Source organism: Actinomyces culturomici, assembly GCF_900499005.1.
Classification (GTDB): Bacteria; Actinomycetota; Actinomycetes; order Actinomycetales; family Actinomycetaceae; genus Pauljensenia; species Pauljensenia culturomici.
In genome coordinates, this window is the sequence record NZ_LS991318.1 from 115,760 (window position 1) to 138,908 (window position 23,149).

A 23,149-nucleotide genomic window follows, 5' to 3' on the forward strand; every position below is an offset into this window, starting at 1 on the left:
CATGACCACCGCGCCCTTCACCGCCCTCATGACGGCCGAGGCCATCAAACTGCGCCGTTCCCTCGTCTGGCTCTTCGCTCTGCTCCTGCCGTTGCTCGCGGTCATCACCGGATCCGTCAACTACCACGGCAACATCGACGTGCTGCGGGAGGGGTGGGCCTCGTACACCAGCCAGGTGACGGTCTTCTACGCTCTGTTCTTCTTCTCCGTCGGCGTCGCCCTGGTGTGCGCCGCCGCGTGGAGGCCCGAGCACTGCGGCACCTCGTGGAACGCGATGGCCACGACCAGCGCCCCCGTCCATCGGATCATCTGGGCCAAGACCCTGGTCATGGCCGGCCCCGTCGCCGCCATGCAGGCCCTGCTGGTGGTCTTCGCGTGGGCCAGCGGCTCCCTGGTGCTCGGCCTGGACGGGCCGATCCCCGCGGGATTCGCCGCGGCCAGCGCCGTGGCAGTCGTCGCCGCCATGCCCCTGATCGCCCTGCAGTCGCTGCTGGCCATGATCTTCAAGTCCTTCGGCGCGCCCGTGGCCCTGGGACTGGCCGGCACGATCATCGGCATCGGGATCAGCGCCAAGGCCGCCGAACTGGCGCCCTACTGGCCTCACGCCCTGGTGACCCGGGCTCTCAGCCTGGGGTCCACCGCGCTCGCGGGTTCGGGCGGGTTGGATTGGGCGGGGATCGGCCCGGTGCTGGGGGCGGCCGCCGTGTCCTTCGTGCTGTGGTCGGCGCTGCTGACGGCGGCAGCGCGCGCGACAGCCGCGCGGGGTCTCGCCTAGGCTTGGCGCCATGATGGTCATTCCCGCGGACCTGCCCGCCTCGCTCGCCCCCGTCGCCTGGATGCTCGGAACCTGGAAGGGCTGGGGCATGCGCGCCGTCCCCGGAGACGACCCCGACACCGCGATCATCGAGGAGATCGTCGGCGATATCCGCGGCGACCAGATGCGGCTCGTCACCTCGATCTACGAGGGCCTGCCCGCCCGCGACGCCGAGATCGCCCCCACCTGGAACGCCGAGGAGGGGCTGAAGCGGATCGCGCGCGGCGACCTGCTCCTCGAGGAGACCCTCTACCTCTCGGTCCTCCCCGGCTCCGGCGTCCTCCCGCCGCCCGGCCAGTACGAGCCGCGCGAATTCACCGCGACCTCCGCGCTCACCAACTCCCTCGGCGTCCTGTGGGCCGGCGTCGGCGTCGGCCCGCGCGTCCAGATGGTGTCCGACGCGATCGCCCGCGGCTCCGGCGCCGACGAAATCGAGCACCTCGGCCGCATGTACGGCCTGGTCGCCGACGAACTCATGTGGACGCAGGAGCGCACGCTCGCGGGCGTCGCCGCCGAGGCCGAGGTCGAGATGTCCGGCCGCCTCATGCGCACCGCCCAGGCGCGCACCGCCTCCGGCGAGGAGATCGATGGCATCGACGCCGAGGCCGAAGGGGGCTTCCTTGTCTGACCCCGCGTCCTCGCCCTCCCCTCAGTCGTGGGTCTCGCCGCTCGCGACCTTCCCCGGCGCGGTGCTCTCCTCCGAGGAATCGGGGGACGAGGCCGGGGCGGCGTCCTCCGATCAGAGGGCGTTCTCGAGCGGCGCGTCCGTCGAGTCCGTCGCGGGCGCCTCTTCCGGTCCGGGCTCCGCCTCTTCCGGTCCGGGCTCCGCTCCGGCCGCCGGCCCGGCCGTTCGCCCCGCGCCTACGATCCCCGTCGCCCTTCACTACGCCGACCCCTCCGGGGAGCAGTGGGCGCTCGAGGCGGGACGCGGCCTCGTCGACCGCGCGGATCTCGGCGTCGTCGCCGTGTCCGGCGTCGACCGCCAGACCTGGCTCACCTCCATCACGACGCAGATCGTCACGGGCATGGGACCGGGCGATTCGCGCGAGCTCCTCGTCCTCGACCCGCAGGGCCGCATCGAGCACGCCGCCGCCGTGAGCGACGACGGGACGACGACCTGGCTGATCTGCGAGGGCCACGACGCCGCGCCCCTTGCCGACTTCCTCGACTCCATGCGCTTCGCGCTGCGCGTCGAGGTCGAGATCCGCTCCGATCTCACCGTCTTCGCGACGGCCGGTTCGCTCCTCGATACCGCCGAGGGCCTCCCCGGATGGGTCCTCACCTGGTCGGATCCCTGGCCCGGCGTCGCCGAGGGCGGGGCCGAGTACTTCCAGGGCCGCCACCCCGGCGCGACCGCGTCGATGCGCCTCCACCTCGTCTCGCGCGAATCCGCCCCCGCGTTCGTCTCCGCATGGCTCGCCGCCGATGCGAAGCGGCGTCCCGCGGGCCTCCTCGCGTGGGAGGCCGTGCGGATCGCCGCCTGGCGGCCGCGCCTCGGATGGGAGACCGACGCCCGGTCGATTCCCGCCGAGCTCGACTGGCTGCGCACCGCCGTCCACACCCACAAGGGCTGCTACCGCGGACAGGAGTCGATCGCGCGCGTCCTCAACCTCGGGCGCCCGCCGCGCCGCCTCGTGTTCCTTCAACTCGACGGGTCGCGCGGCGACCTGCCGGAGCCCGGCACCCGGATCTCGCTCAAGGGGCGCGTCGTCGGCGTCGTCACCTCCGTCGCCCGTCACGCCGAACTCGGGCCGATCGCCCTCGCCCTTCTCGGGCGGAGCGCGCCCGCGGACACGACCTTCGACCTCGACGGGATCGCCGCCGCCCAGGAGCTCATCGTCCCGGTCGACGGGAAGTCGTCGATCTCCCCGAAGGAGAGGCCCGGCGCCGACCTCGTCAATCCCGAACTGCGCCGCCACGACGTCTCGCCGCTCGGCGGGCTCGGGGCGCTCGGAGCCCGCTGATGCGCGCCGTCATCCAGCGCGCGAGCAGCGCCTCCGTATCCGTTGACGGCGAGGTCGTCGGCGCCCTCGATGCGCCCGGGCTCGTCGTCCTCCTCGGCGTCGCGCGCGGGGACGGGCCCGAGCAGGTCGCGACCGTCGCCCGCAAGATCGCGGAGCTGCGGATCCTCGCCGATGAGACCTCCGCGATCGAGGTCGGGGCGCCCATCCTCGTGGTCTCGCAATTTACGTTATACGGCGATACCCGGAAGGGGCGGCGGCCCTCGTGGTCGCATGCCGCGCCCGGGCCGGAGGCCGAGCCCCTCATCGACGCGGTCGTCGCCGACCTGCGCGGAAGGGGACTGCGCGTCGAGACCGGCGTCTTCGGCGCGATGATGGAGGTGTCGCTCGTCAACGACGGGCCCTTCACCGTGCTCGTGGAGGCGTGACCGTTCCCTTCTCCCGGCGCTCCGCCCCGGCCTCGTCGATCGGCGACGGGGTTCCCGAGATCCCCTCGACGCGCCAACGTGATGCTTTCGGCGCGGCAAGGTAATGCGGCGCTTCGCAATTGAGGGTGTAGTCGGCGGATCCCGGCCGGCCGCCGATTGCGGAGTCGTGGGCCGGGGGCGTCTCCGACGTCCCCACCGCGAATCCGCACACAGTTTCGGCCCGTTGGGAGGATCCATCTCAGGGTCCTCGTAGGAAAGCGCAGATCAGAGCCCTGCAGCATCGGAGTCGACGGAGAAACTGTGTGCGTTTCTGCGGGTGAGGTGGCGGCCTCCAGGCTCCCGGCACTCCGTTCCTTCCACGTGCGAGTCACCTGGATCGCACACTCGACGACCGCCCCGCCCGCGAAGCCCGCCGAGACGGCGATGTAGGTCATGCGAGAGGCTGATTCCGGGTGTCAGGCCACCTGGATCGCACACTCGACGACCTTTCCCACCCGCGAAGCCCGCCGAGGCGGCGATCCAGGTCACGCGGGCCCCTGATTCCGGGCACGGAACAACCTTGATCGCACACTCGACGACCCGTCCCGCCCGCGAAGCCCGCCGAGACGGCGATGTAGGTCATGCGGGGCATCGGCAACCGACTACACCCTCAACTGTGAAGAGCCGGTAATGCTCTCGCGGAGTCCTGCGAGTGGGGGTCGGGAGGTCGGGCGCGGGCCGGGCGAGGACGTTGAAGGCTCCCGACGACCGCCGGAGGTCCCCGTGGAGGCGGCCGTTCACGCCCTGGGCGAACTAACGCGCACCGGCGGCGGGCGCCCCCTACTGTGGACACCAGTCGAGGACTCGGCCGCGCCGCGGTCGGTCCAGCGGCGGCCCCCGAGAGGGCCCGCCGAATCACTCCGCCGCCCCCGGGCGGTCGGACCGTCGAAGGGAACACGCGATGTTCGAACGGTTCACGGACCGAGCGCGCCGCGTCGTCGTCCTCGCCCAGGACGAGGCGCGCGGCCTCAAGCACAACTACATCGGCACCGAGCACCTGCTCCTCGGCCTCATCACCGAGGGCGAGGGCGTCGCCGCAAAGGCCCTCGAGATGATGGACATCAAGGGCGACGCCGTCCGCGAGTCCGTCATCGAGATCATCGGCGAGGGCGAGAAGCCCGTCGAGGGGCACATCCCCTTCACGCCGCGCGCCAAGCGCGTCTTCGAGCTCTCGCTGCGCGAGGCGCTCCAGCTCGGCCACAACTACATCGGCACCGAGCACCTGCTCCTCGGCCTCCTCAAGGAGGGCGAGGGCGTCGCCGCCCAGGTGCTCACCAAGCTCGGCGCCGACCTCACGCAGGTCCGCCAGACCGTCATCCAGCTCCTCTCCGGCTACCAGCGCCAGGGAGACGGCGAGGGGCGCGAGGCCGTGGGCGCGGGCGTCGGCGGATCGGGAGGCCCCGATCGCCAGAACTCGGCGATCCTCGAGCAGTTCGGGCGCAACCTCACCCAGGCGGCCCGCGAGAACAAGCTCGACCCCGTCATCGGGCGGCGCACCGAGATGGAGCGCGTCATGCAGGTCCTCTCGCGCCGCACGAAGAACAACCCCGTCCTCATCGGCGAGCCCGGCGTCGGCAAAACCGCCGTCGTCGAGGGCCTCGCGCAGGCGATCGTCCACGGCGACGTGCCCGAGACGATCAAGGACAAGCAGATCTACAGCCTCGACATGGGCTCGCTCGTCGCCGGCTCGCGCTACCGCGGCGACTTCGAGGAGCGCCTGAAGAAGGTCCTCAAGGAGATCCGCACGCGCGGCGACATCATCCTCTTCATCGACGAGATCCACACCCTCGTCGGTGCGGGCGCCGCCGAGGGCTCGATCGACGCCGCCCAGATGCTCAAGCCGATGCTCGCCCGCGGCGAGCTCCAGACGATCGGCGCGACGACGAACGACGAGTACCGCAAGTACATCGAGAAGGACGCGGCCCTCGAGCGCCGCTTCCAGCCGGTGAAGGTCGACGAGCCGAGCGTCGAGGAGACCGTCGAGATCCTCAAGGGCCTGCGCGACCGCTACGAGGCCCACCACCGCGTCATCATCACCGACGCCGCGATCGAGGCCGCCGCCGAGCTCGCCGACCGCTACATCTCCGACCGCTTCCTCCCGGACAAGGCGATCGACCTCGTCGACGAGGCGGGCGCGCGCCTGCGCATCCGCCGGATGACCGCGCCGCCGGAGCTGCGCGAGCTCGACGAGAAGATCGCCGAGGTCCGCCGCAACAAGGAGAGCGCGATCGACGACCAGGACTTCGAGAAGGCCGCGTCGCTGCGCGACGAGGAGTCCAAGCTCGGGGAGGAGCGCAAGCTCCGCGAGGCCGCCTGGAAGGGCGGCGAGTCCGACGAGATCGCCGAGGTCACCGAGGAGGAGATCGCCGAGGTCCTCGCCATGTCGACGGGCATCCCGGTCTTCAAGCTCACGCAGACCGAGACGACGAAGCTCCTCAACATGGAGGCCGAGCTCCACAAGCGCGTCATCGGCCAGGACGAGGCCGTCCGCGCCCTCTCCCAGTCGATCCGCCGCACCCGCTCCGGCCTCAAGGACCCGAACCGTCCGGGCGGCTCGTTCATCTTCGCCGGCCCGACCGGCGTCGGTAAGACCGAGCTCGCGAAGGCGCTCGCCGAGTTCCTCTTCGGGGACGAGGACGCGCTCATCCAGCTCGACATGTCGGAGTTCTCCGAGAAGCACACCGCCTCGCGCCTCTTCGGCGCCCCTCCGGGGTACGTCGGCTACGACGAGGGCGGCCAGCTCACCGAGAAGGTGCGTCGCAAGCCCTTCTCCGTCGTCCTCTTCGACGAGGTCGAGAAGGCGCACCCGGACATCTTCAACTCGCTCCTCCAGATCCTCGAGGAGGGCCGCCTCACCGACTCGCAGGGCCGGAAGGTCGACTTCAAGAACACCGTCATCATCATGACGACGAACCTCGGCACGCGGGACATCAACAAGGGCGTCCTCACGGGCTTCCAGTCCTCCGACAACCTCACCCACGACTACTCGCGGATGAAGGCGAAGGTGAACGAGGAGCTCAAGCAGCACTTCCGCCCGGAGTTCCTCAACCGCGTCGACGACACGATCGTCTTCCCGCCGCTCGACAAGGAGCAGATCAAGCAGATCGTCGATCTCATGATCGCGAAGCTCGCCAAGCGGATGGAGGCGCAGGACATGCACCTGCAGCTCACCGACGAGGCGCGCGAACTCCTCGCCGACGTGGGCTTCGACCCGGTGCTCGGCGCGCGCCCGCTGCGCCGCGCGATCCAGCGCGAGATCGAGGACGCGCTCTCGGAGAGGATCCTCTTCGGCGAGATCGTCCCCGGTCAGGTCGTCACGGTCGGCGTCGAGGGCGAGGGCCCGGAGCGGACATTCACCTTCAACGGCCAGTGAGCCCGTCGTCCTCCTTCCTCGTCGATCGACGAGGGCGAGGAGGCGTCTGATGAGCGGCCCCGCGGAGCCATCCGCGGGGCCGCTCCGCGTGAGGTGAACGCCCTGTTGTCGAGAACGGTCATCATTTCATGGGAACAAATGGAAGATGAACGCTTGACGAGAAGTCAGTGAATTCTCCTCGCATCGAGTACCCGCAGGAGACCACCGCGCCTAGCGTGCGTGTGGAACACAGTGCACTGAGATTCGATGAGGAGTCCCATGAGATTCACCGCGCCTCTTTCCGCGCTCGCCGCGAGCGGCCTCCTGCTCGCCGGCGCGGGCCCCGTCCTCGCGGCGGACGATCCCCAATCCGGAGCCCTCGACGCCGCGCAGTCCGCGGCCGCCGCACCGCTCGCCTGCGAGGTCGAGAAGGCCCGCACCGCGAACCCCAACACCCTCTTCGTCTCCAACGGCGACAACGTCGGCGGCTCCGCGTACACATCGTCGATCCTCAAGGACCAGCCGACGATCGACGCCCTCAACGCGATGAAGCTCGACGTCACCTCGGCCGGCAACCACGAGTTCGACCAGGGCATCGGCGACCTCGCCGGCCGCCTCATCCCCGCGTTCGACGCGCCGATCCTCTCGGCCAACGTCACCGGCAACGCGGCGCTCACGGCCGAGGGCGACGGCGACGGCACCTTCGTCAAGGACGTCGCGGGCGTCAAGGTCGGCTTCGTCGGCGTCGTCACCGAGGAGCTCCCGTCCCTCGTCTCGGCCTCCGCGATCGAAGGCCTCACCGTCGCGAAGGCCGTCGACACGGCGAACGCGCGCGCGACCGAGCTCAAGAGCTCCGGCAGGGCCGATGTGGTCGTCATCCTCGCCCACGCCGACGCCGAACTCAACGGCGGCCAGTTCAACGGCGACGTCGACGCCGTCTTCGGCGGTCACACGCACCTCCCCTTCGCCCAGGTCCTCAAGTCGACCGCGGGCACCGACATCGCCGTCGTCCAGGCCGACCACTACGGCCTGCTCCTCGGCAAGGTCGGCCTCACCCTCTCCCAGACCGACGGCAAGTGGTCGGTGACGGCGCGGACCGCCTCGAACACCGACCTCACGAAGTCCGACTGCGCCGATGCCGACGGCGTCGCCGCGATCGTGGCGAAGGCGAAGACGGACGCCGAGGCGGCCGGCGCGACGGTCGTCGCGACCCTCGGCTCCGACTTCCGCCGCGGGACCAATGACGGCGCGGACTACGGCGCCAACCGCTCGACCGAGTCGACCGCGTCCGACCTCATCGCCGACTCCTTCCAGAACTGGATCGCGACCGGCATCAAGCCGGCCGCCGACCACTACGTCGGCCTCATGAACCCGGGCGGAGTCCGCGCCGACTACGAGGCCGGCGAGCTCACCGAGGGCGAGGCCTACCAGGTTCAGCCCTTCGGCAACGAGATGGCGTACGCGACCTACACGGGCGCCCAGTTCCGCCAGATCCTCGCCCAGCAGTTCCAGCCGACGACCTCGCGTCCGGCGCTGATGCTCGGCCTCTCGAAGAACGTCCAGGTCTGCCTCGACCAGTCTGCGGTCTCGGAGCTTGAGGGCTACTACGAGCAGATCCAGGGCGCGGCCATCGACGCGAGGGACGCGCTCATCGCCTCGCTCGCCTCGGCGATCGACGACGCGGGCGCTCGCGTCATCTCCTGCGTGATGATCGACGGCGCGCCGCTCGGCGACGGCGACGCGATCGCCGTCGCGTCGAACTCGTTCCTCCTCGCCGGAGGCGACAACTTCACGAAGCTCGGCGACTCCGCGATGACGAACACCGGCATCCTCGACCGCACCGTCACCGGCGAGTACCTCGCCGGCCTCGGCAATGGGACGGCGGATCTCGCCAAGCGCCAGAGCGGCGTCTCCGCGACGATCGCCGAGTCGAAGGCGAGCATCGAGCTCGCCGGCCTCCTCTACACGGCGACTTCCGAGCAGGGCACGGGCGCGGCGGCGAAGACCGTCGCGGCGACCGTGACGCTCGCCGACGGCACGGTGAAGGAGGTCGCGACCTCGTCGATCGACCCGGAGATCACCGCGGGTCTGCCCGACACCGGCACCGCATCGCTCACGGTCGAGGTTCCGGCGGGCGTCGCCACCGCGGCCTGCACGGACTCCCAGTGGGCCGGCAAGCAGTGCGCGACCGTCTCGCTGACGATCACCGCGGTCGACGGCTCGACGAGGACCCTGCCGTGCACCTACGAGGTGCCCGTCCCCGTCGAGGCGGAGGCCCCGGCGCCGACCGAAGAGCCCGCCGCTCCCGCTGCTCAGCCCGCGGCCCCGGCCGCGAAGGCCCCGCAGCTCGCGAAGACCGGCGCCGACTCGGTCGGCCTGCTCGCCGGCGCGCTCGCGCTCGCGATGGCCGGCGCGCTCGCGGTCGCCCGCAAGCGCTGACGCGTTCGGGCGCCGGTGGAAACCGGAGCCTGCGAGCGGGCCCCGGTGCGCGAACGACCCTCGCGGGAGCGGAGATCCCCTCGACGGCCGAAGGTGATGCTTTCGACGGCGAAACGTGATGCTCTCGGCGTGGTGGGGCGAGAGCATCACGTTGGCGCGTCGAGGGGATGCGGGCGGGGCGGGGGAAGAAGGGGACGGGCGGCGACGCTCGCGCGCGGGAACCCGGAGCCCGGCCCGCTCCCGGAACCTCGGTTAGAAGAAAACTCCCGAGCGTGTCAGACTGACCCCGCACGACCAGTCCGGCATCCCCGACGCAGAGGTGGCCATGGCCTCCCCCCACTCCCGACGACGCCGAGGCGCCCTCACGCGCCTGCCGGCGATCGGCGTCGTTCTCTTCGCCATGGTCGTCTCCCTCCTCGCGATCCTCCACCGCGGCGTCGAGACCGCCGAGGTCGAGGTCGACGACGGCGGGATCTGGGTGACGAACGAGTCCAAGCAGCTCGTCGGCCATCTCAACTACGACGCCCGCGTCCTCGACGGCGCCCTGCGCACCGAGACCGCCGACTTCGACATCGGTCAGGCCGGGGAGACCGTCACCCTCTCCGACTTCACCTCCCGCTCCGTCGCCCCCGTCGACGTCGCCGCCGTCTCCCTCGGCGCCGCGACCTCGCTCCCCGAGGACGCCGTCGCCGTTCAAGGCGGTCCCACCCTCGGCGTCCTCGACCCGTTGGAGGGCGCCCTGTGGGCGGCCCCGGCCTCGTCCCCCGCGCAGACCCCCTTCACCGCGGAGGCCGCGCTCGCGAAGGGACTCGACGACGGCGCGATCACCGCGTCGACGAACGGCCGCGTCTTCGCCCTCTCGCCGAGGGCCGGCCTCCTCGTCGAGGTCCGAGCCGAGGACGCGGTCCGCGAGACCCGCGAAGAGCGCGTCGACGGGCTCGCCGCGAGCGCGCGCGTCGCCCTCACCGCGGTCGGCGACCGGCCCGTCGGCCTCGACGCCGAGACGAACTCGCTGATCCTCCCCGATGGGACCCTGCGCCCCCTCTCCGACGAGGGGATCGCCCCCGGCGGTGTCCTCCAGCTCCCCGGGCCCGACGCGGACGCCGTCCTCCTCGCCACTCCCACAGCCCTCGTCTCCATCCCCCTCGACGGGAGCGAGGCGATCCTCGTGCCCGTCGAGGGCGTCGGGAATCCCGCCGCGCCCGTGCGCCACCGCGGATGCGCATACGCGGCCTGGAGCGGGACCGGCGCCTACCTGCGCGTCTGCGAGGACGAGACGCGCAGCGAATCGCGGACCGTCGACGCCCTCGCGGGCGCCGGCGACATCGTCTTCCGGACGAACCGGACACGCATCGTCCTCAACGACGTCGGCGCCGGGTCGGTATGGCTGCCCGACGAGAACATGGTCCTCATGGACGACTGGGACGAGATCGAGAAGCAGCTCACCGAGAAGGAGAACCTCGAGGACTCCCCGGAGATCACCGACGAGATCGCCGATCCCGAGCGCAACGAGAAGAACACCCCGCCCGACGCCGTCGACGACGAGTTCGGCGTGCGCCCCGGCCGCTCGACGACCCTCCCCGTCCTCCAGAACGACTCCGACGCCGACGGCGACGTCCTCACCGCCCGCCCCCTCACCGAGCCCGCCTTCGGGACGATCGCCCGCACGCGCGGCGGGCGCGCCCTCCAGATCACGGGGCTCGCCGACGACGCGAGCGGATCGACCTCCTTCGACTACGAGGCCTCCGACGGGCGCGCCCTCGACACGGCGACCGTCCGAGTCTCCGTCCACCCGTGGAGCGTCAACGGCGCCCCGAAGCAGCTGCGCGACCCGTCCCTCAAGATCGGCGCGGGCGCCGAGATCGAGTACAACGCCCTCGTCGATTGGATCGATCCCGACGGCGACCAGATCTTCCTCGCCGGCGCCGAGGCCCCCGACGGGCTGGCCGTCCGCTTCTCCGAGGACGGGACCCTCGCGATCACCGAGCTCGGCTCCGGGCCCGGGCCGAAGTCGATCCGCCTGCGCGTCTCCGACGGGGACGAGGTCGGCGAGGGGGTCCTCACCGTCAACGTCCAGGACGCCGGCAACATCGCCCCCGTCGCCAATGCCGACTTCTACGTCGCCCGAGTCGGCGAACCGCTCGTCCTCGACCCGTTGACGAACGACACCGACGCGAACGGCGACGCCCTCTCCCTCGTCGCCGTCTCCGTCGCGCCCCCCGGCGCCTCGATCGCGCCCGACCTCGGCCTCGGGACGATCTCCTTCATCGGGAGCGCGCCCGGCTCCTACCAATTCACCTACACGACGACCGACGGCCCCTCGACGGCTCTCGGCGTCGTCCGCGTCGACGTCGTCCCGCTCGAGGAGAAGGCGGCGCCCGTCGCCGAGGACGATCTCGCCGTCCTGCCGGCGTGCGGCTCCGTCCTCGTCGCGCCCCTCGGCAACGACTCCGACCCGGCCGGCGGCGTCCTCGTCGTCCAGACGATCGACGTGCCCTCCGACTCCGGGCTCGAGGTCACCCTCATCGACCGTCACCTCCTGAGGATCACCGCGCCCGCCGGGCTCGACCACTCCGTCGCCTTCTCCTACACCGTCTCGAACGGCCAGGCGACCGCGACCGCCGAGGTCACGGTCGTCCCCGCGCCCGCGGCGAACGACCAGCTCCCGCCCGAGCCGACCGCGGACTCGACGAAGGTCCGCGTCGGCGACGTGGGGTCCATCAACGTCCTCGCGAACGACCGTTCGCCCTCCGGCCTCGCCCTCTCCGTCCTCCCCGGCCTCGAGTACACGCCGAACGACGAGGTCGGGCGTCCCTTCGTCACGGGCAACCTCGTCCGCCTCGAGGCCGGGACCACCCCGGGCGTCCTCCGCGTCGCCTACACGGTCCGCGACTCCGCCGGGAACATGGCGAGCGCCGTCGCGACCTTCGAGGTCGTCGCCGAATCGGGAGCGAACGCCGCCCCCAAGCCGAAGCCCCTCACCGCCTGGGCGGTCACCGGGCAGACCGCCCGCATCCCCGTCCCGCTCAACGGCATCGACCCCGACGGCGACTCCGTCGCGCTCGTCGGCATCGAGCAGTCCCCGGCGAAGGGGACCGTCGACATCGGCACCGAGTGGCTCGAGTACACGCCCGCCGACGGGGCGAGCGGCACCGATGTCTTCACCTACATCGTGGAGGATCGCAAGGGGAAGCAGGCGTCGGGCCGCGTCCGCGTCGGCATCGCGCCGCCCGCGACCTACAACCAGAATCCGACGGCCCTGCCCGACACGGTGCTCGTCCGCCCCGACCGTCGACTCGCCGTCTCCGTCCTCGCGAACGACGTCGACGCGGACGGCGACACGCTCTCCCTCGTCCCCGACTCCCTCCAGAGCATCGACGACGCCCTCGCCGCGCGCGTCGACAAGGGCGCGATCGCCCTCACGACCCCCTCGGCGGAGGGCTCCTACGCCGTCTCCTACGCGATCTCCGACGGCCGCGGCGGGCAGGGGAGGGGCGTCCTCACCGTCAACGTCTCCGCCGACGCGCCCCTCCAGGCGCCGATCGCCCGCGACGACGTCGTCGCCCTCTCCGCGCTCTCGACCGAGGACGGGACCGTCCGCGTCCCCGTCCTCGACAACGACGAGGATCCCGACGGCCCCTGGTCCTCGCTCGTCGTCTCCACGAACGCGCCCGGCGTCCGCGTCGAAGGGCGCGAACTCGTCGTGACGCCGACCGAGACCCGCGCCCTCGTCGTCTACACGATCACCGACGACGACGGACTCTCCTCGTCGGCGGTCGTCTCCGTCCCCGGCGCCGAGCGCACCTACCCCGCGCTCGACGACTCGCGGATCCCCGTGAAGATCCGCGCCGGCCAGGACGTCGTCCTCGACATCGCCGACTACGTCCTCGTGCGCACCGGCCGGACCCCGCGGATCCTCGACGAGACGAGCATCCGCGCCTCCGAGGGCGTCGATCCGGGCGCGAGACTCGCGGACGGGACGAGGATCTCCTTCCACGCGAGCGACGACTACTCGGGGAAGTCCTCCCTCTCCTTCACCGTCTCCGACGGACTCGCAGACGACGACTCGGCCCTCTCGTCGACGCTCACGATCCCCCTCGAGATCGCCTCGACGACGAACCACCCGCCGATCCTCTCGCCGACCCCCGTCCGCGTCGCCGCCGGCGAGGAGGCCGTCACCCAGAACCTCGCGCTCATGGTGTCCGACCCGGACGGCCAGGACCCCGAGGGCTTCGCCTACTCCCTCGTCGACACGCCGAACGGCGTCGCGGTCTCCCTCGACGGGCGCACGCTCTCGGTGCGGGCCGCGACCGATCAGCCCAAGGGCGCGCTCGCGCCGATCGTCGTCTCCGTCGACGACGGCTCGGGCCCCGTCCGGGCTGAGATCCCCGTCAAAGTCGTCGCCTCGACCCGCCCCCGCATCCAGGTGTCCGACGCGGTCATCGGCGCCGCCAACGCCGGCGGCGTGGAGACGATCGACCTCGCCGGGTACACGATCAACCCCTTCCCCGAGACGCCGATCCGCATCGTCTCCGCCTCCATCCAACTCGGGCGGGGGACCGTCGACCCGCACGGCACCGTCCTCACGATCACGCCCGCCGCCGACTATCACGGCGACATGACGGTCACCTACCGCCTGATGGACGCCACCGGCGACCCCGATCGGATGGTCGAGGGCCGCATCGTCCTCGTCGTCCGCGACAGGCCCGACGCCCCCTCCGACGTCCGCGTCGAGCCGAGCGGCGCGGGGCGCGCCTTCGTCTCCTTCACCCCCGGATCCGACAACGGGGCGCCGATCATCGGATACGTCCTCACCGACCAGTCCTCGGGCCGGACCTACGACTGCGCAGCGACGTCATGCCCGCTCACGGGCCTCGAGAACGGCGTCCAGCACTCCTTCACCGTCGTCGCCCGCAACGACGTCGGGGAGTCCGCCCCCTCCGCGCCCTCGGCCGCCGTCCTCGTCGACGCGAGCCCCCAGCAGCCCGCGGCCCCGACGATCGAGGCGGGGTCGGGGACGCTGCTCATCACCTGGACCGCGCCCGCGAACGAGGGATCGGCGATCACCGGATACACCCTCTACGTCTCGAGCGGCGCAGGCACGGACGCCCTCGAAGTCCCCGGCTCCCAGCTCTCCTACGAGCTGGGCGGCCTGACGAATGGGACGACCTACTCGGTCGCAGTCGCCGCCCACAACCGCGCTGAGCAGCCCTCCCCGACCTCGTCGACCGCGCAGGGCACTCCCCACGGGCGCCCCGCCCCGCCGAGCGGACTCGCGATCGGAGCCGTCACCGCCGAGGGAGACGGATCGACCGCGTCCGTTCAAGTCGTCTGGACCGTCGGCTCCTCGGAGGGAACCGGCTGGGGGACCGCGACCATCGATGTCGGCGGCGCCAGGGCGACCGCCCCCTCCGACGCCGGCTCCGTCACGGTCCCCGGCGTCGTCCCCGACGAGCGCATCCCCGTGTCCCTGACGATCACCAACGCCGAGGGCGACGCCGAATCCGCCTCGACGACCACGACCGTCACGACGATCCCCCTGCCCCTCGCCGCCCCGCCGAGGCTCACCCCGACCGGCGTCGAGGGCGAGCTCCTCGTCTCCGGACTCTCCGAGCGCGTCGGGCGCGGCTTCAACTCCCGCGACCTCGTACTCCGCTGGGCGCTCGCGGGCGGCGACTGCGCGAACGGAGAGGAGATCCGCGACGGACGCGCCCTCGACGTCGGCTCGAACGCCCCCGTCGAGCTCGCCTTCTGCCAGACCGCCTACGCCAACGGCGGCGCCGTCGCTTCGCCGGTCGTCACGGCGTCCGGACGCGCCGAGTCCGCGCCGCCCCCGCCCGTCATCACCGCCTCCGTCGAAGGGACCTCGATCGTCGTCACCTGGGCGCCGATCGACGCGAGTCCCGCCGCGGATTCCGCGGTCCTCGCCATCGGGCGCGAGCGCATCGACGTCGATCCGGCCGCGGGCCGCCACGTCTACGAGGGCGCGATCCCCGGGCGCACCTACCCGCGGATCGTCCTCACAGCGTCCAACGCGCGCGGCAGCGCCGACTCGAACGTCGAGACCGCCTCGATCCCGCTGCCCGTCGTCGCCGAACTCGTCGACGGCGAGTGCGCGGCCGACGTGCCCGTCCTCGATCCGAAGCAGACGCCGTGCCGGACCTACGCGCTGCGCGCGCCCGACTGGGTCGACGGCTCTCCGACTCTGCGATGCGTCGTCGGCACCGACATCGACGGCACGACCCGCCAGCTGCGGATCTCCTCGGCCGACCCCGTTCCCGCCCTCCTCCAGGTGAAGGATCGGACGCCCGACGAATTCGCGGCGATCGCCCCCGGGCTCTTCTCCTGCCGGATCCCATGAGCCCCGACCGACCCGCACCCCGACCGATGAGATGACAAGGAAGCGCGCATGACGATCAGCATCGAAGACGCCACCCGGTTCGCCCAGACCTTCGCGGGCCTCGTCGACGGCATCTCCGTCGCCGTTCTCGACAAGGCGGGGACCGTCCGGCTCGCCCTCACGACGATGTTCGCCGGCGGGCACCTCCTCCTCGAGGACGCGCCCGGCACCGGGAAGACCGCGCTCGCCCGCGCGATGTCCGCCGTCATCGAGGGGTCGAACTCGCGCATCCAGTTCACGCCGGACCTCCTCCCCTCCGACATCACCGGCGTCAACATGTACGACCAGAAGACCGGGGACTGGAACTTCCACAGGGGCCCGATCTTCGCCGAGATCGTCCTCGCCGACGAGATCAACCGCGCTTCGCCGAAGACCCAGTCGGCGCTCCTCGAGGTCATGGAGGAGGCCCAGGTGACGGTCGACGGCGTCCGACACAGGGCGCCGGCCCCCTTCATGGTGATCGCGACCCAGAACCCCGTCGAGCAGGCGGGCACCTACCCGCTCCCCGAGGCGCAGCTCGACCGCTTCCTCATGAAGACCTCGATCGGCTACCCGTCGCGCCAGGCGATGATCGACGTCCTCGCCGGAGCGTCGGCGCCCGACCGCTCGAAGCTCGTCCGCCCGCTCCTCAGCGCCGACCAGGTGCTGCGCCTCGCCGAACTCGCCGCCGACAACCACACCGACCGGGCGGTCCTCGACTACATCGCCGCCCTCGCCGAGGCGACCCGCGCCGACGAGTCCTCCCTTCTCGGCGTTTCGACCCGCGGTGCGATCGGCATGACCCGCTGCGCCCGCGTGTGGGCGGCCGCGCAGGGCCGCAACTTCGTCCTCCCCGACGACGTCAAGGCGCTCGCGGGCCCCGTGTGGGCGCACCGCGTCGTCGTCGACCCGGACGCGGCCTTCTCGGGCGCGACCGCCGAGGGCGTCATCAACCGCGCGCTCACCACCGTCCCCGCGCCGGCCGTCGGAGTGCGATGAGCGGATCGACGAGGACGAGGACTCCCGAACCGGGGAGCCCCGCGCCGGAGGCGCCGAGAAGGGCCTCCGCGGCGGCGCCGCGACGCTGCGACGGACGGGGCGGAAGGGGCGCGGAGCGCGCGCGTCGCGGAGTCGCGCTTCCCGCTGCGCTGCGCGCGATCACCCCGACGGGGCGGGCCGTCGCGCTCTCGGGCCTCGTCGCCGCCCTCCTCGCCGCCGTCCTCGGCTGGGTCGAGGCCTACGCGATCGCCGCGTGCTGCGCGGTCCTCCTCCTCGTCGCGCTCGCCCTCGTCCTCTGGCCGAGCCCCCACGGGGTCGAGGTCCGGCTCCCGCAGGACCGCGTCGTCGCCGGGCAGACGGCGGTCGGCGACCTCACCGTCCGCAACGTCCGCTCCCGGCCCGCCGGCCCCGGCGTCATCGAGCTCCCGATCGGGGCGGGCGCCGGCGAGTTCCTCGTCCCGCCGCTCGCCCCCGGGGGCGAGTGGAACGAGATCTTCTCCGTCGTCACCCGTCGGCGCGGGGTCATCGCCGTCGGCCCCGCCCGCTCCGTGCGCTCCGACGGGCTCGGCCTCGTGCGGCGGATCCGCTCCTGGGACCGACCCGAGATCCTCCGCGTTCACCCGCGCACCGTCCGCGCGCCCTTCGATGCGACGGGCTTCCTCATGGACGTCGAGGGCGCGGTCACCGCGAAGCTTTCGAGCTCCGACATCGCGTTCCACGCGCTGCGCGACTACGAGCCGGGAGACGACCGGCGCAACGTCCACTGGGCGTCGACCGCGCGCCTCGGTCGACTCATCGTCCGCCAATTCGAGGAGACCCGCCGTTCCCACCACATGATCGTCCTCGACACCGCGGAGGACGCCTGGGACGACGCCGACGCCTTCGAGACCGGGGTTTCGGTCGCCGCCTCCCTCGCCCTCGTCGGCCTCGAATCCTCGCGCAGGGTCTCGGTGGCAACGGGGAGCGCATGGATGGCGACGTCCTCGGCGACGCGCCTCCTCGACGAACTCGCGGAGATCGAGCGGGATGCGCAGACATCGGTCGCCGAGCGCGTGAGGCGCTGCTTCGACGAGCGCCCGGACGCCTCCGCCCTCACCGTCGTCGTCCCCGCGGGCGTGTCGGACGAGGACGCCGCGCGCCTGCTCGCCCCCGCGGGCCCCGACGTCCTCGCCGGAGTCGTGAGGATCCGCCCCGGCGCCGCCAGGCGGCGCCGCAGACTCGGACGCGGGGTCCTCGTCGACTGCCCGTCCCTCGACGATCTTCCGCGTCTCGTGTTCGGAGGACTCGCATGAGCGCCCGCGCGCGCGAGGACGCGCGCCGCAGGGGTTCGGGCGCGGGATCGGCGAGAGCCGCCGTCGCTCGCGACCGCCGCGCCGCGGGCCCCGGCGCCGCGTCGCGCAGCGCCACTGTTCGGGGACGTCTGCGCGGTCGCCTCCCGCGCTGGTCGATCCTCGTCCTCGCCGTTCTGCTCCTCGGTCCGATCGCCGCGCACGAGCCGATCTTCGGCGACGGGAGCGGCGCGATCGCGGCGGGCGCGGGCGTCGCCGCTGGCCTCGGCATCGCGGCGGCCGCCTCGAAGTGGCGCTGGGATCCGCTCTCCGTCCTCGCGGCCGTTCTCGCCGCCCACTTCGCCCTCGGCGGCGCCGCGGCGCTGCGCCCGACGACCCTCTACGGCCTGCCGACCGCGCGGACCCTCCAGATGCTCGTCCTCGGAGCCGTCGAGTCCTGGAAGGACCTCCTCACCCTCGCGCCCCCCGCATCGGCGTACCTCGGGCCGGCCCTCGTCCCCTGGATGACCGGACTCGTCTGCGCGACCCTCGCGGGGATCGCGACGCTGCGCTGGGGGAGAGCCCTCCTCGGGACCGCGCCGATCCTCCTCATGGGGGTCCTCGGCGTCGCCTTCGGCCCGGCGGGCACCCGCCCCGCCCTCGCCCCGGTGCTCGCGTGGTGGGCGGCGGTCCTCGCATGGTGGGGATTCGCCGCCTTGCGCCGCCGCATCGACGCGGGCGAGGACGTCGTCGTCGGGCGCGCGGGCGCCTCGACCTCATCGACGAGCGGGACCTCGGGCGCCTCCCGCGCCGCCGTGCGCCTCGGACGCCGCCTCGTCTCCGCGACCCTCATGATCGCCCTCGGCATCGGGGTCGCCGCGCCGCTCGCCCAGTCGTACGGCCCGTGGAACTCGAGGATCGTCGGGCGCGACCTCGTCGATCCGCCGCTCGACACGCGCGAGTACCCCTCGCCGCTCGCCGCGTACCGCCACTACTCGACCGACCTCAAGGAGGAGACGCTTCTCTCCGTTCGGGGGCTGCCCGAGGGCGCGCGCATCCGCATCGCCGCGATGGACGTCTACGACGGGACGACCTTCGCGATGAGCCGAGCCGGCGCCCACGACGACAACGGCTACCTCTCCGTCGGCGCCGACCTGCCCGAGCGCGCGCCCGTCGACGGGGCGAAGGATGCGGCGCTCGAGATCTCCACCGCGCGGCTCCTCGGCCCGTGGGTGCCCGTCGCCGGGTCCCCTCGGGCGATCCGATTCGAGGGCGAGGGCGCCGACGCGCTCCAGGACGGCCTCCACGCCGACCTGTGGGCGGACGCGGCGCTGACGACCGGCCCGCAGGGGCCGATGACCTACGCGGTCGAGACCTCGATCGCTCCCCGGTGGTCGGATGGTCAGCTCGAGGGCGTCGAGGCCGTCCGCTTCTCGGGTCGCGACGAATCCGTCCCCGCGGGCGTCGCCGACCTCGCCGCCTCGGTCTCCGCGAAGGCGGGCACGCCCCTCGGGCGGGCGCGCGCGATCGAGCGCTACCTCTCCGAGGAGGGCTTCTACTCGAACGAGGACTCCGCCTCCTCCCGACCCGGCCACCGCGCCGACCGCCTCGCCCGAATGATCGCTGCCGACCAGCTCATCGGCGACGACGAGCAGTACGCGGCGCTCATGGCCCTCATGCTCCACTCCCTCGGGATGAACGCGCGCGTCGTCATGGGCCTCTACTCCGACGCCGCGACGAGCGAGCTGCGCGGCTCCGACGTCCACGCCTGGGTCGAGGTCGAATTCGCTCGCGTCGGATGGGCGGTGTTCGACCCGACGCCCCCGCGCGACCAGACGCCGCAGACCGAGGTGACGAAGCCGCGCTCGGTGCCGCGCCCGCAGGTCCTCCAGCCGCCCGAGCCGCCCGAGGAGCCGGTCGAGCTCTCGCCGTCGAATTCTGATCGGGCGGCCGATTCGAAGGACGAACCGGGCGAGCCCCTTCCGTGGGGCGTCATCGTCGGCGCTTCCTCCGCCGTGCTCCTCCTCGTCGGACCGGTCGTCCTCGTCCTCGCGCTCAAGGCGCGCAGGCGCCGCCGGCGGCGGCGAGCCGAACCGCGGCGCCGCCTCGTCGGATCCTGGGACGAGCTCGTCGACATGGCGACCGACGCGGGCATGCCGGTCGCGGCGAATAGGACGCGCCAGGAGGCCGCGTGGGAGCTCGCGGAGGCGTGGCCGGGCGCCGCCTCGCCGCGCGAGGACGGTCCCGCGATTCCCGGCTGGACGCTCTTCGCTGAGAAGGTCCCGACGACGGTCGCCGTCGCCCGGCGCGCCGATGTCGCCGACTTTTCCGCCGAGGGCGGCGACCCCGTCGAGGCCGATGCGGCGTGGGCCGACGTCGACGCGCTCGCGGCGCGGCTGCGCGCAGGCGCCGGCCCCTTCGGGAGGATCCGGCGCGCCCTCTCGCTGAAGTCGCTGCGCCGCGGGCGCGCGGGGCGCCGAGCCGGCATCATGAGGAGAGCGCTCGACGCGATGAGGAGGAGACGATGACGCCCCAGGGGATCGGTGCGCCGGGCCCGCGGATTCCCGGCTTCGACTGGGTCCGCCGACTCGGGTCCGGCGGATTCGCCGACGTTCACCTCTACCGCCAGGAGCTGCCCGCGCGAGAGGTCGCTATCAAGGTCGTCCGCTCGAGCGCGGATGCGGCCGCCATCGCCGAACTGCGCCGCGAGGCCGACTTCATGACGGCGGTGTCCGGCCATCCGGCGATCCTGCGACTCCACGGGGCGGGGACGACCGAGGACGGACGCCCCTACCTCGTCATGGAGTACTGCCCGGTCGCCGACATCGCCGACCAGGTCCGCCGCCGTCCCCTCGCGATCGACCGCGCGCTCGACCTCATGATCAGGATCAGCGCCGGCGTCGAGATGCTCCACCGGGCCGGCATCGTCCACCGCGACATCAAGCCCGCGAACCTCATGCTCGACGCCTACGGGAGCCCCGTCCTCGCCGACTTCGGGGTCGCCTCGCGGGTCGGCGCGCTCGAAGAGGGGATGCTCGACGGCTTCTCGGTCCTGTGGGCGCCGCCCGAGCAGCAGGACTCCCGCGCCCGCGCGCACCCCTCCCAGGACGTCTGGGCGCTCGCGACGACGACCTGGACGCTCCTCGCGGGCCGCAGCCCATTCGAGGACCCCCTCGGCGACAACTCTCCTCTCGCGGTCGCCTCGCGCGTCCGCTCGGGGAGGGTTCGCGCCCTCGGCCGGGCCGACGCACCGCCCGAACTCGAGGCCGTCCTCCGCGAGGCGATGAGTGTCGATCCGGTCGAGAGGACCCGGTCCGCCGCCGAGTTCGGCCGCGCCCTCCAGGGGATCCAGCGCCTCATGGGGCGTCCGGTGACGCGCCTCGAGGTGAAGGACCCCGACGCCTCGGGGCCGGCCCCGACGACGGGCCCCGCTCCGACGATGGGCGGGGCCGCGGCCACGGCGTCGGCCGACGAGGGGACTCGGTTGCGCGCCGCGCCCTCGATCGACGCCGATCGGACGCGCCTGCGCGCGCCGAGCTACGACTTCCAGGACGTCGCGGCGCCCGCGCCCGATTCGTGGGCCGAGCCCCGCTCCGCGACGGCGGGGAGGCGCGAGGAGAACGCGCCCGAGGAACCGGAGCGCCGCGGGATGCGGCCCTGGGCGATCGTCCTGCTCGTCCTCTTCGCAGCGGTCGTCACCGCGGCCCTCGTCGTCGCGATGCAGCAGGGTTCGGGGAGGATCACGAGGATCGGCGCGCCGACGGGCTCGACCGGAGGGGAGGCGTCCGACCCGATCGGCGCGCCGCCCGACCCGGTCGCCTCCCTGTCCGGCGTCCTCCGCGACGGGGCGGTCCAGTGGACGTGGCTCGACGCCGAGGACGCCCAGTCCGGAGCCCAATCGGGGGCCCCGAGCGGAACGGGCGCGCCGTCGGCGACCCACTACGTCTACACGGCGACGCGACCGGGCGCCGACGACGTCGTCAACTCGGTGACGCGCAACGCGGTGGCGATCAGCGCGATCCCGGGGGAGAACTGCCTCGAGGTGTCGGCGGTCGGCGACGACGGGCGTCAGTCCGCTCCCGTGCGCGCCTGCGTCGAGGTTCCCGCCCCGTAGCCGACGCCGCGGCCTCGTGAGCCGTCGGCCGCGGGCCCGGGCGCCGCTACCGACGGCGGGCGCGCCCGCGACGGACGGAGCGGAGCCGATGGACGAGGGCGATCGCGGCGACGAGCGCCGCTCCGGTCCCACAGATCGCGGCGACGCCCGCGCGCCTGGCGGGCCCGTCGTCCACCACTGGGTCTGGCCGGGGCATGACCCGCGGGGCCTCCGCGGAGGCGGCGGGGAAGAGAGGATTCTGGGGGCCGACCGCGCCGCCGTCGTTCGTGAAGTTGAGGGCGTCGTGCGGGGCGACGATCCCCCAGCCGAGCGTCGTCGTCCTCTCCGAGGGGGTCGGTCGCAGGGCCGTGGCGGTGAGCCGGTACTCCCATTCGGCGGGCGATTCGGCGGGGGGGGCGGCGGCGACGAGGGCGGCGATCGCGGCGACGTACCCGGTCGCGTACGAGGTCGTCGGGGTCGAGGGGGCGAAGACGCAGTCGCCGTTCCCGAAGAAGGTCGTGAGGACCTTCGAGCCGGGGGCGGCGATCTCGACGTGGGTGCCGTGGGCGACCGCGTCGGAGGGGAGGCCCCGCTCGTCCACGGCGGTGACGGACAGGGCGGCCGGGTAGCCGGCGGGGAAGTGGACGGCCGTCGAGGAGGCCTCGTCGTCGGCGTTGCCCGCGGAGGCGACGACGAGCGCGCCCCTCGACGTCGCGTAGTCGACGGAGGCGCGCAGCGCCGGATCGTCGGAGGTCGAGGAGGAGGGGACCGCGATGATGACGGCGCCGTGGTCGGCGGCCCAGCGGATCCCCTCCGCGGTCCGCCCGGTCCCCGGGCCGCGTCCGTCGCGGACGGCCTCGGCGCTCGTGTCGGCGTAGACGCGGACCGGGAGGATCCGGGACTCGGGGGCGAGGCCGATCAGTCCGGACCCGTCGACGGGCCGGGCCGCGATCTGCCCGGCGACGGCGGTCCCGTGGCCCGAGGAGTCCGTGCGCCCGTCCCCTCCGTCGACGAGGTCCGCCCCCGCGTCGACCGCGTCCGCGAGATGCGCGTTCGACGCGTCGACACCGGAGTCGACGACGGCGACGAGGACGGCGCCGCGCGACGCCTCCCAGGCGTCGCGCAGCCCGAGCAGGGAGACGACCGGCGGGGTCTGAGCGATGAGGCGCTCGATCCCGACCTCGCACGTCGAGTCCCCGCTCGCATCGGCCGCCGGCACGAGGGCGGGGCCGGCGGCCGATGCGGACGGGGACCTGTCTCTTATACCAATCTCCGAGCCCACGAGACTAAGGCGAATGTCCTATTCCGGCTTCTGTCTGTAAAAAAAAACACCGACACCAAGAGACCGAACTACATATCGTATGCCGTCTTCAGATT

Annotated in this window: 11 protein-coding genes; all 11 read left to right on the plus strand. The window is 72.7% G+C overall.

The annotated features are described in order from the left end of the window. Nucleotide 1 precedes the first annotated feature (1 nt). The 11 genes from DY157_RS10315 (at nucleotide 2) to DY157_RS10365 (ending at nucleotide 21,793) form a co-directional block, all read left to right on the plus strand. Nucleotides 2-775, plus strand: a complete 774-nt coding sequence (locus DY157_RS10315; protein ID WP_115728558.1) for an ABC transporter permease — start codon at nucleotides 2-4, stop codon at nucleotides 773-775. A 10-nt stretch (nucleotides 776-785) separates the two neighbouring features. Continuing rightward, on the plus strand, nucleotides 786-1,442 hold the full coding sequence (locus DY157_RS10320) for an FABP family protein (RefSeq protein WP_115728559.1): 657 nt from the start codon (nucleotides 786-788) through the stop codon (nucleotides 1,440-1,442). A gap of 238 nt (nucleotides 1,443-1,680) precedes the next feature. Next, complete coding sequence (gene ygfZ, locus DY157_RS10325) at nucleotides 1,681-2,778, plus strand: CAF17-like 4Fe-4S cluster assembly/insertion protein YgfZ (protein WP_407923480.1); 1,098 nt, start codon at nucleotides 1,681-1,683, stop codon at nucleotides 2,776-2,778. Beyond that, nucleotides 2,778-3,203, plus strand: a complete 426-nt coding sequence (gene dtd, locus DY157_RS10330; RefSeq protein WP_115728561.1) for a D-aminoacyl-tRNA deacylase — start codon at nucleotides 2,778-2,780, stop codon at nucleotides 3,201-3,203. The genes ygfZ and dtd overlap by 1 nt, the downstream gene beginning before the upstream one ends. A 940-nt stretch (nucleotides 3,204-4,143) precedes the next feature. Continuing rightward, on the plus strand, nucleotides 4,144-6,615 hold the full coding sequence (locus tag DY157_RS10335) for an ATP-dependent Clp protease ATP-binding subunit (RefSeq protein WP_115728562.1): 2,472 nt from the start codon (nucleotides 4,144-4,146) through the stop codon (nucleotides 6,613-6,615). Between the two features lie 258 nt (nucleotides 6,616-6,873). After that, nucleotides 6,874-9,033, plus strand: coding sequence for a bifunctional metallophosphatase/5'-nucleotidase (locus DY157_RS10340; RefSeq protein ID WP_235827190.1), 2,160 nt, complete (start codon nucleotides 6,874-6,876; stop codon nucleotides 9,031-9,033). 325 nt (nucleotides 9,034-9,358) lie between these two features. Further along, nucleotides 9,359-15,394, plus strand: a complete 6,036-nt coding sequence (locus DY157_RS10345; protein ID WP_115728564.1) for an Ig-like domain-containing protein — start codon at nucleotides 9,359-9,361, stop codon at nucleotides 15,392-15,394. Between the two features lie 48 nt (nucleotides 15,395-15,442). After that, on the plus strand, nucleotides 15,443-16,411 hold the full coding sequence (locus DY157_RS10350) for an AAA family ATPase (RefSeq protein WP_115728565.1): 969 nt from the start codon (nucleotides 15,443-15,445) through the stop codon (nucleotides 16,409-16,411). Continuing rightward, nucleotides 16,408-17,703, plus strand: a complete 1,296-nt coding sequence (locus DY157_RS10355; protein ID WP_115728566.1) for a DUF58 domain-containing protein — start codon at nucleotides 16,408-16,410, stop codon at nucleotides 17,701-17,703. Before DY157_RS10350 ends, DY157_RS10355 begins: the two co-directional genes overlap by 4 nt. Further along, on the plus strand, nucleotides 17,700-20,207 hold the full coding sequence (locus DY157_RS10360) for a transglutaminase-like domain-containing protein (RefSeq protein ID WP_115728567.1): 2,508 nt from the start codon (nucleotides 17,700-17,702) through the stop codon (nucleotides 20,205-20,207). Before DY157_RS10355 ends, DY157_RS10360 begins: the two co-directional genes overlap by 4 nt. Continuing rightward, the gene (locus DY157_RS10365) at nucleotides 20,204-21,793 is read left to right on the plus strand and encodes a serine/threonine-protein kinase (protein WP_115728568.1); all 1,590 of its coding nucleotides are present in this window, start codon (nucleotides 20,204-20,206) and stop codon (nucleotides 21,791-21,793) included. Before DY157_RS10360 ends, DY157_RS10365 begins: the two co-directional genes overlap by 4 nt. Nucleotides 21,794-23,149: the final 1,356 nt, after the last annotated feature.

Excerpts from the sequence above, each read along its gene's own strand:
- DY157_RS10350 (WP_115728565.1), top strand. The coding sequence starts at position 15,443 with ATGACGATCAGCATCGAAGACGCCACCCGGTTCGCCCAGACCTTCGCG.
- dtd (WP_115728561.1), top strand. The coding sequence starts at position 2,778 with ATGCGCGCCGTCATCCAGCGCGCGAGCAGCGCCTCCGTATCCGTTGAC.
- DY157_RS10360 (WP_115728567.1), top strand. The coding sequence starts at position 17,700 with ATGAGCGCCCGCGCGCGCGAGGACGCGCGCCGCAGGGGTTCGGGCGCG.
- DY157_RS10355 (WP_115728566.1), top strand. The coding sequence starts at position 16,408 with ATGAGCGGATCGACGAGGACGAGGACTCCCGAACCGGGGAGCCCCGCG.
- DY157_RS10315 (WP_115728558.1), top strand. The coding sequence starts at position 2 with ATGACCACCGCGCCCTTCACCGCCCTCATGACGGCCGAGGCCATCAAA.
- DY157_RS10340 (WP_235827190.1), top strand. The coding sequence starts at position 6,874 with ATGAGATTCACCGCGCCTCTTTCCGCGCTCGCCGCGAGCGGCCTCCTG.
- DY157_RS10320 (WP_115728559.1), top strand. The coding sequence starts at position 786 with ATGATGGTCATTCCCGCGGACCTGCCCGCCTCGCTCGCCCCCGTCGCC.
- DY157_RS10345 (WP_115728564.1), top strand. The coding sequence starts at position 9,359 with ATGGCCTCCCCCCACTCCCGACGACGCCGAGGCGCCCTCACGCGCCTG.
- DY157_RS10335 (WP_115728562.1), top strand. The coding sequence starts at position 4,144 with ATGTTCGAACGGTTCACGGACCGAGCGCGCCGCGTCGTCGTCCTCGCC.
- DY157_RS10365 (WP_115728568.1), top strand. The coding sequence starts at position 20,204 with ATGACGCCCCAGGGGATCGGTGCGCCGGGCCCGCGGATTCCCGGCTTC.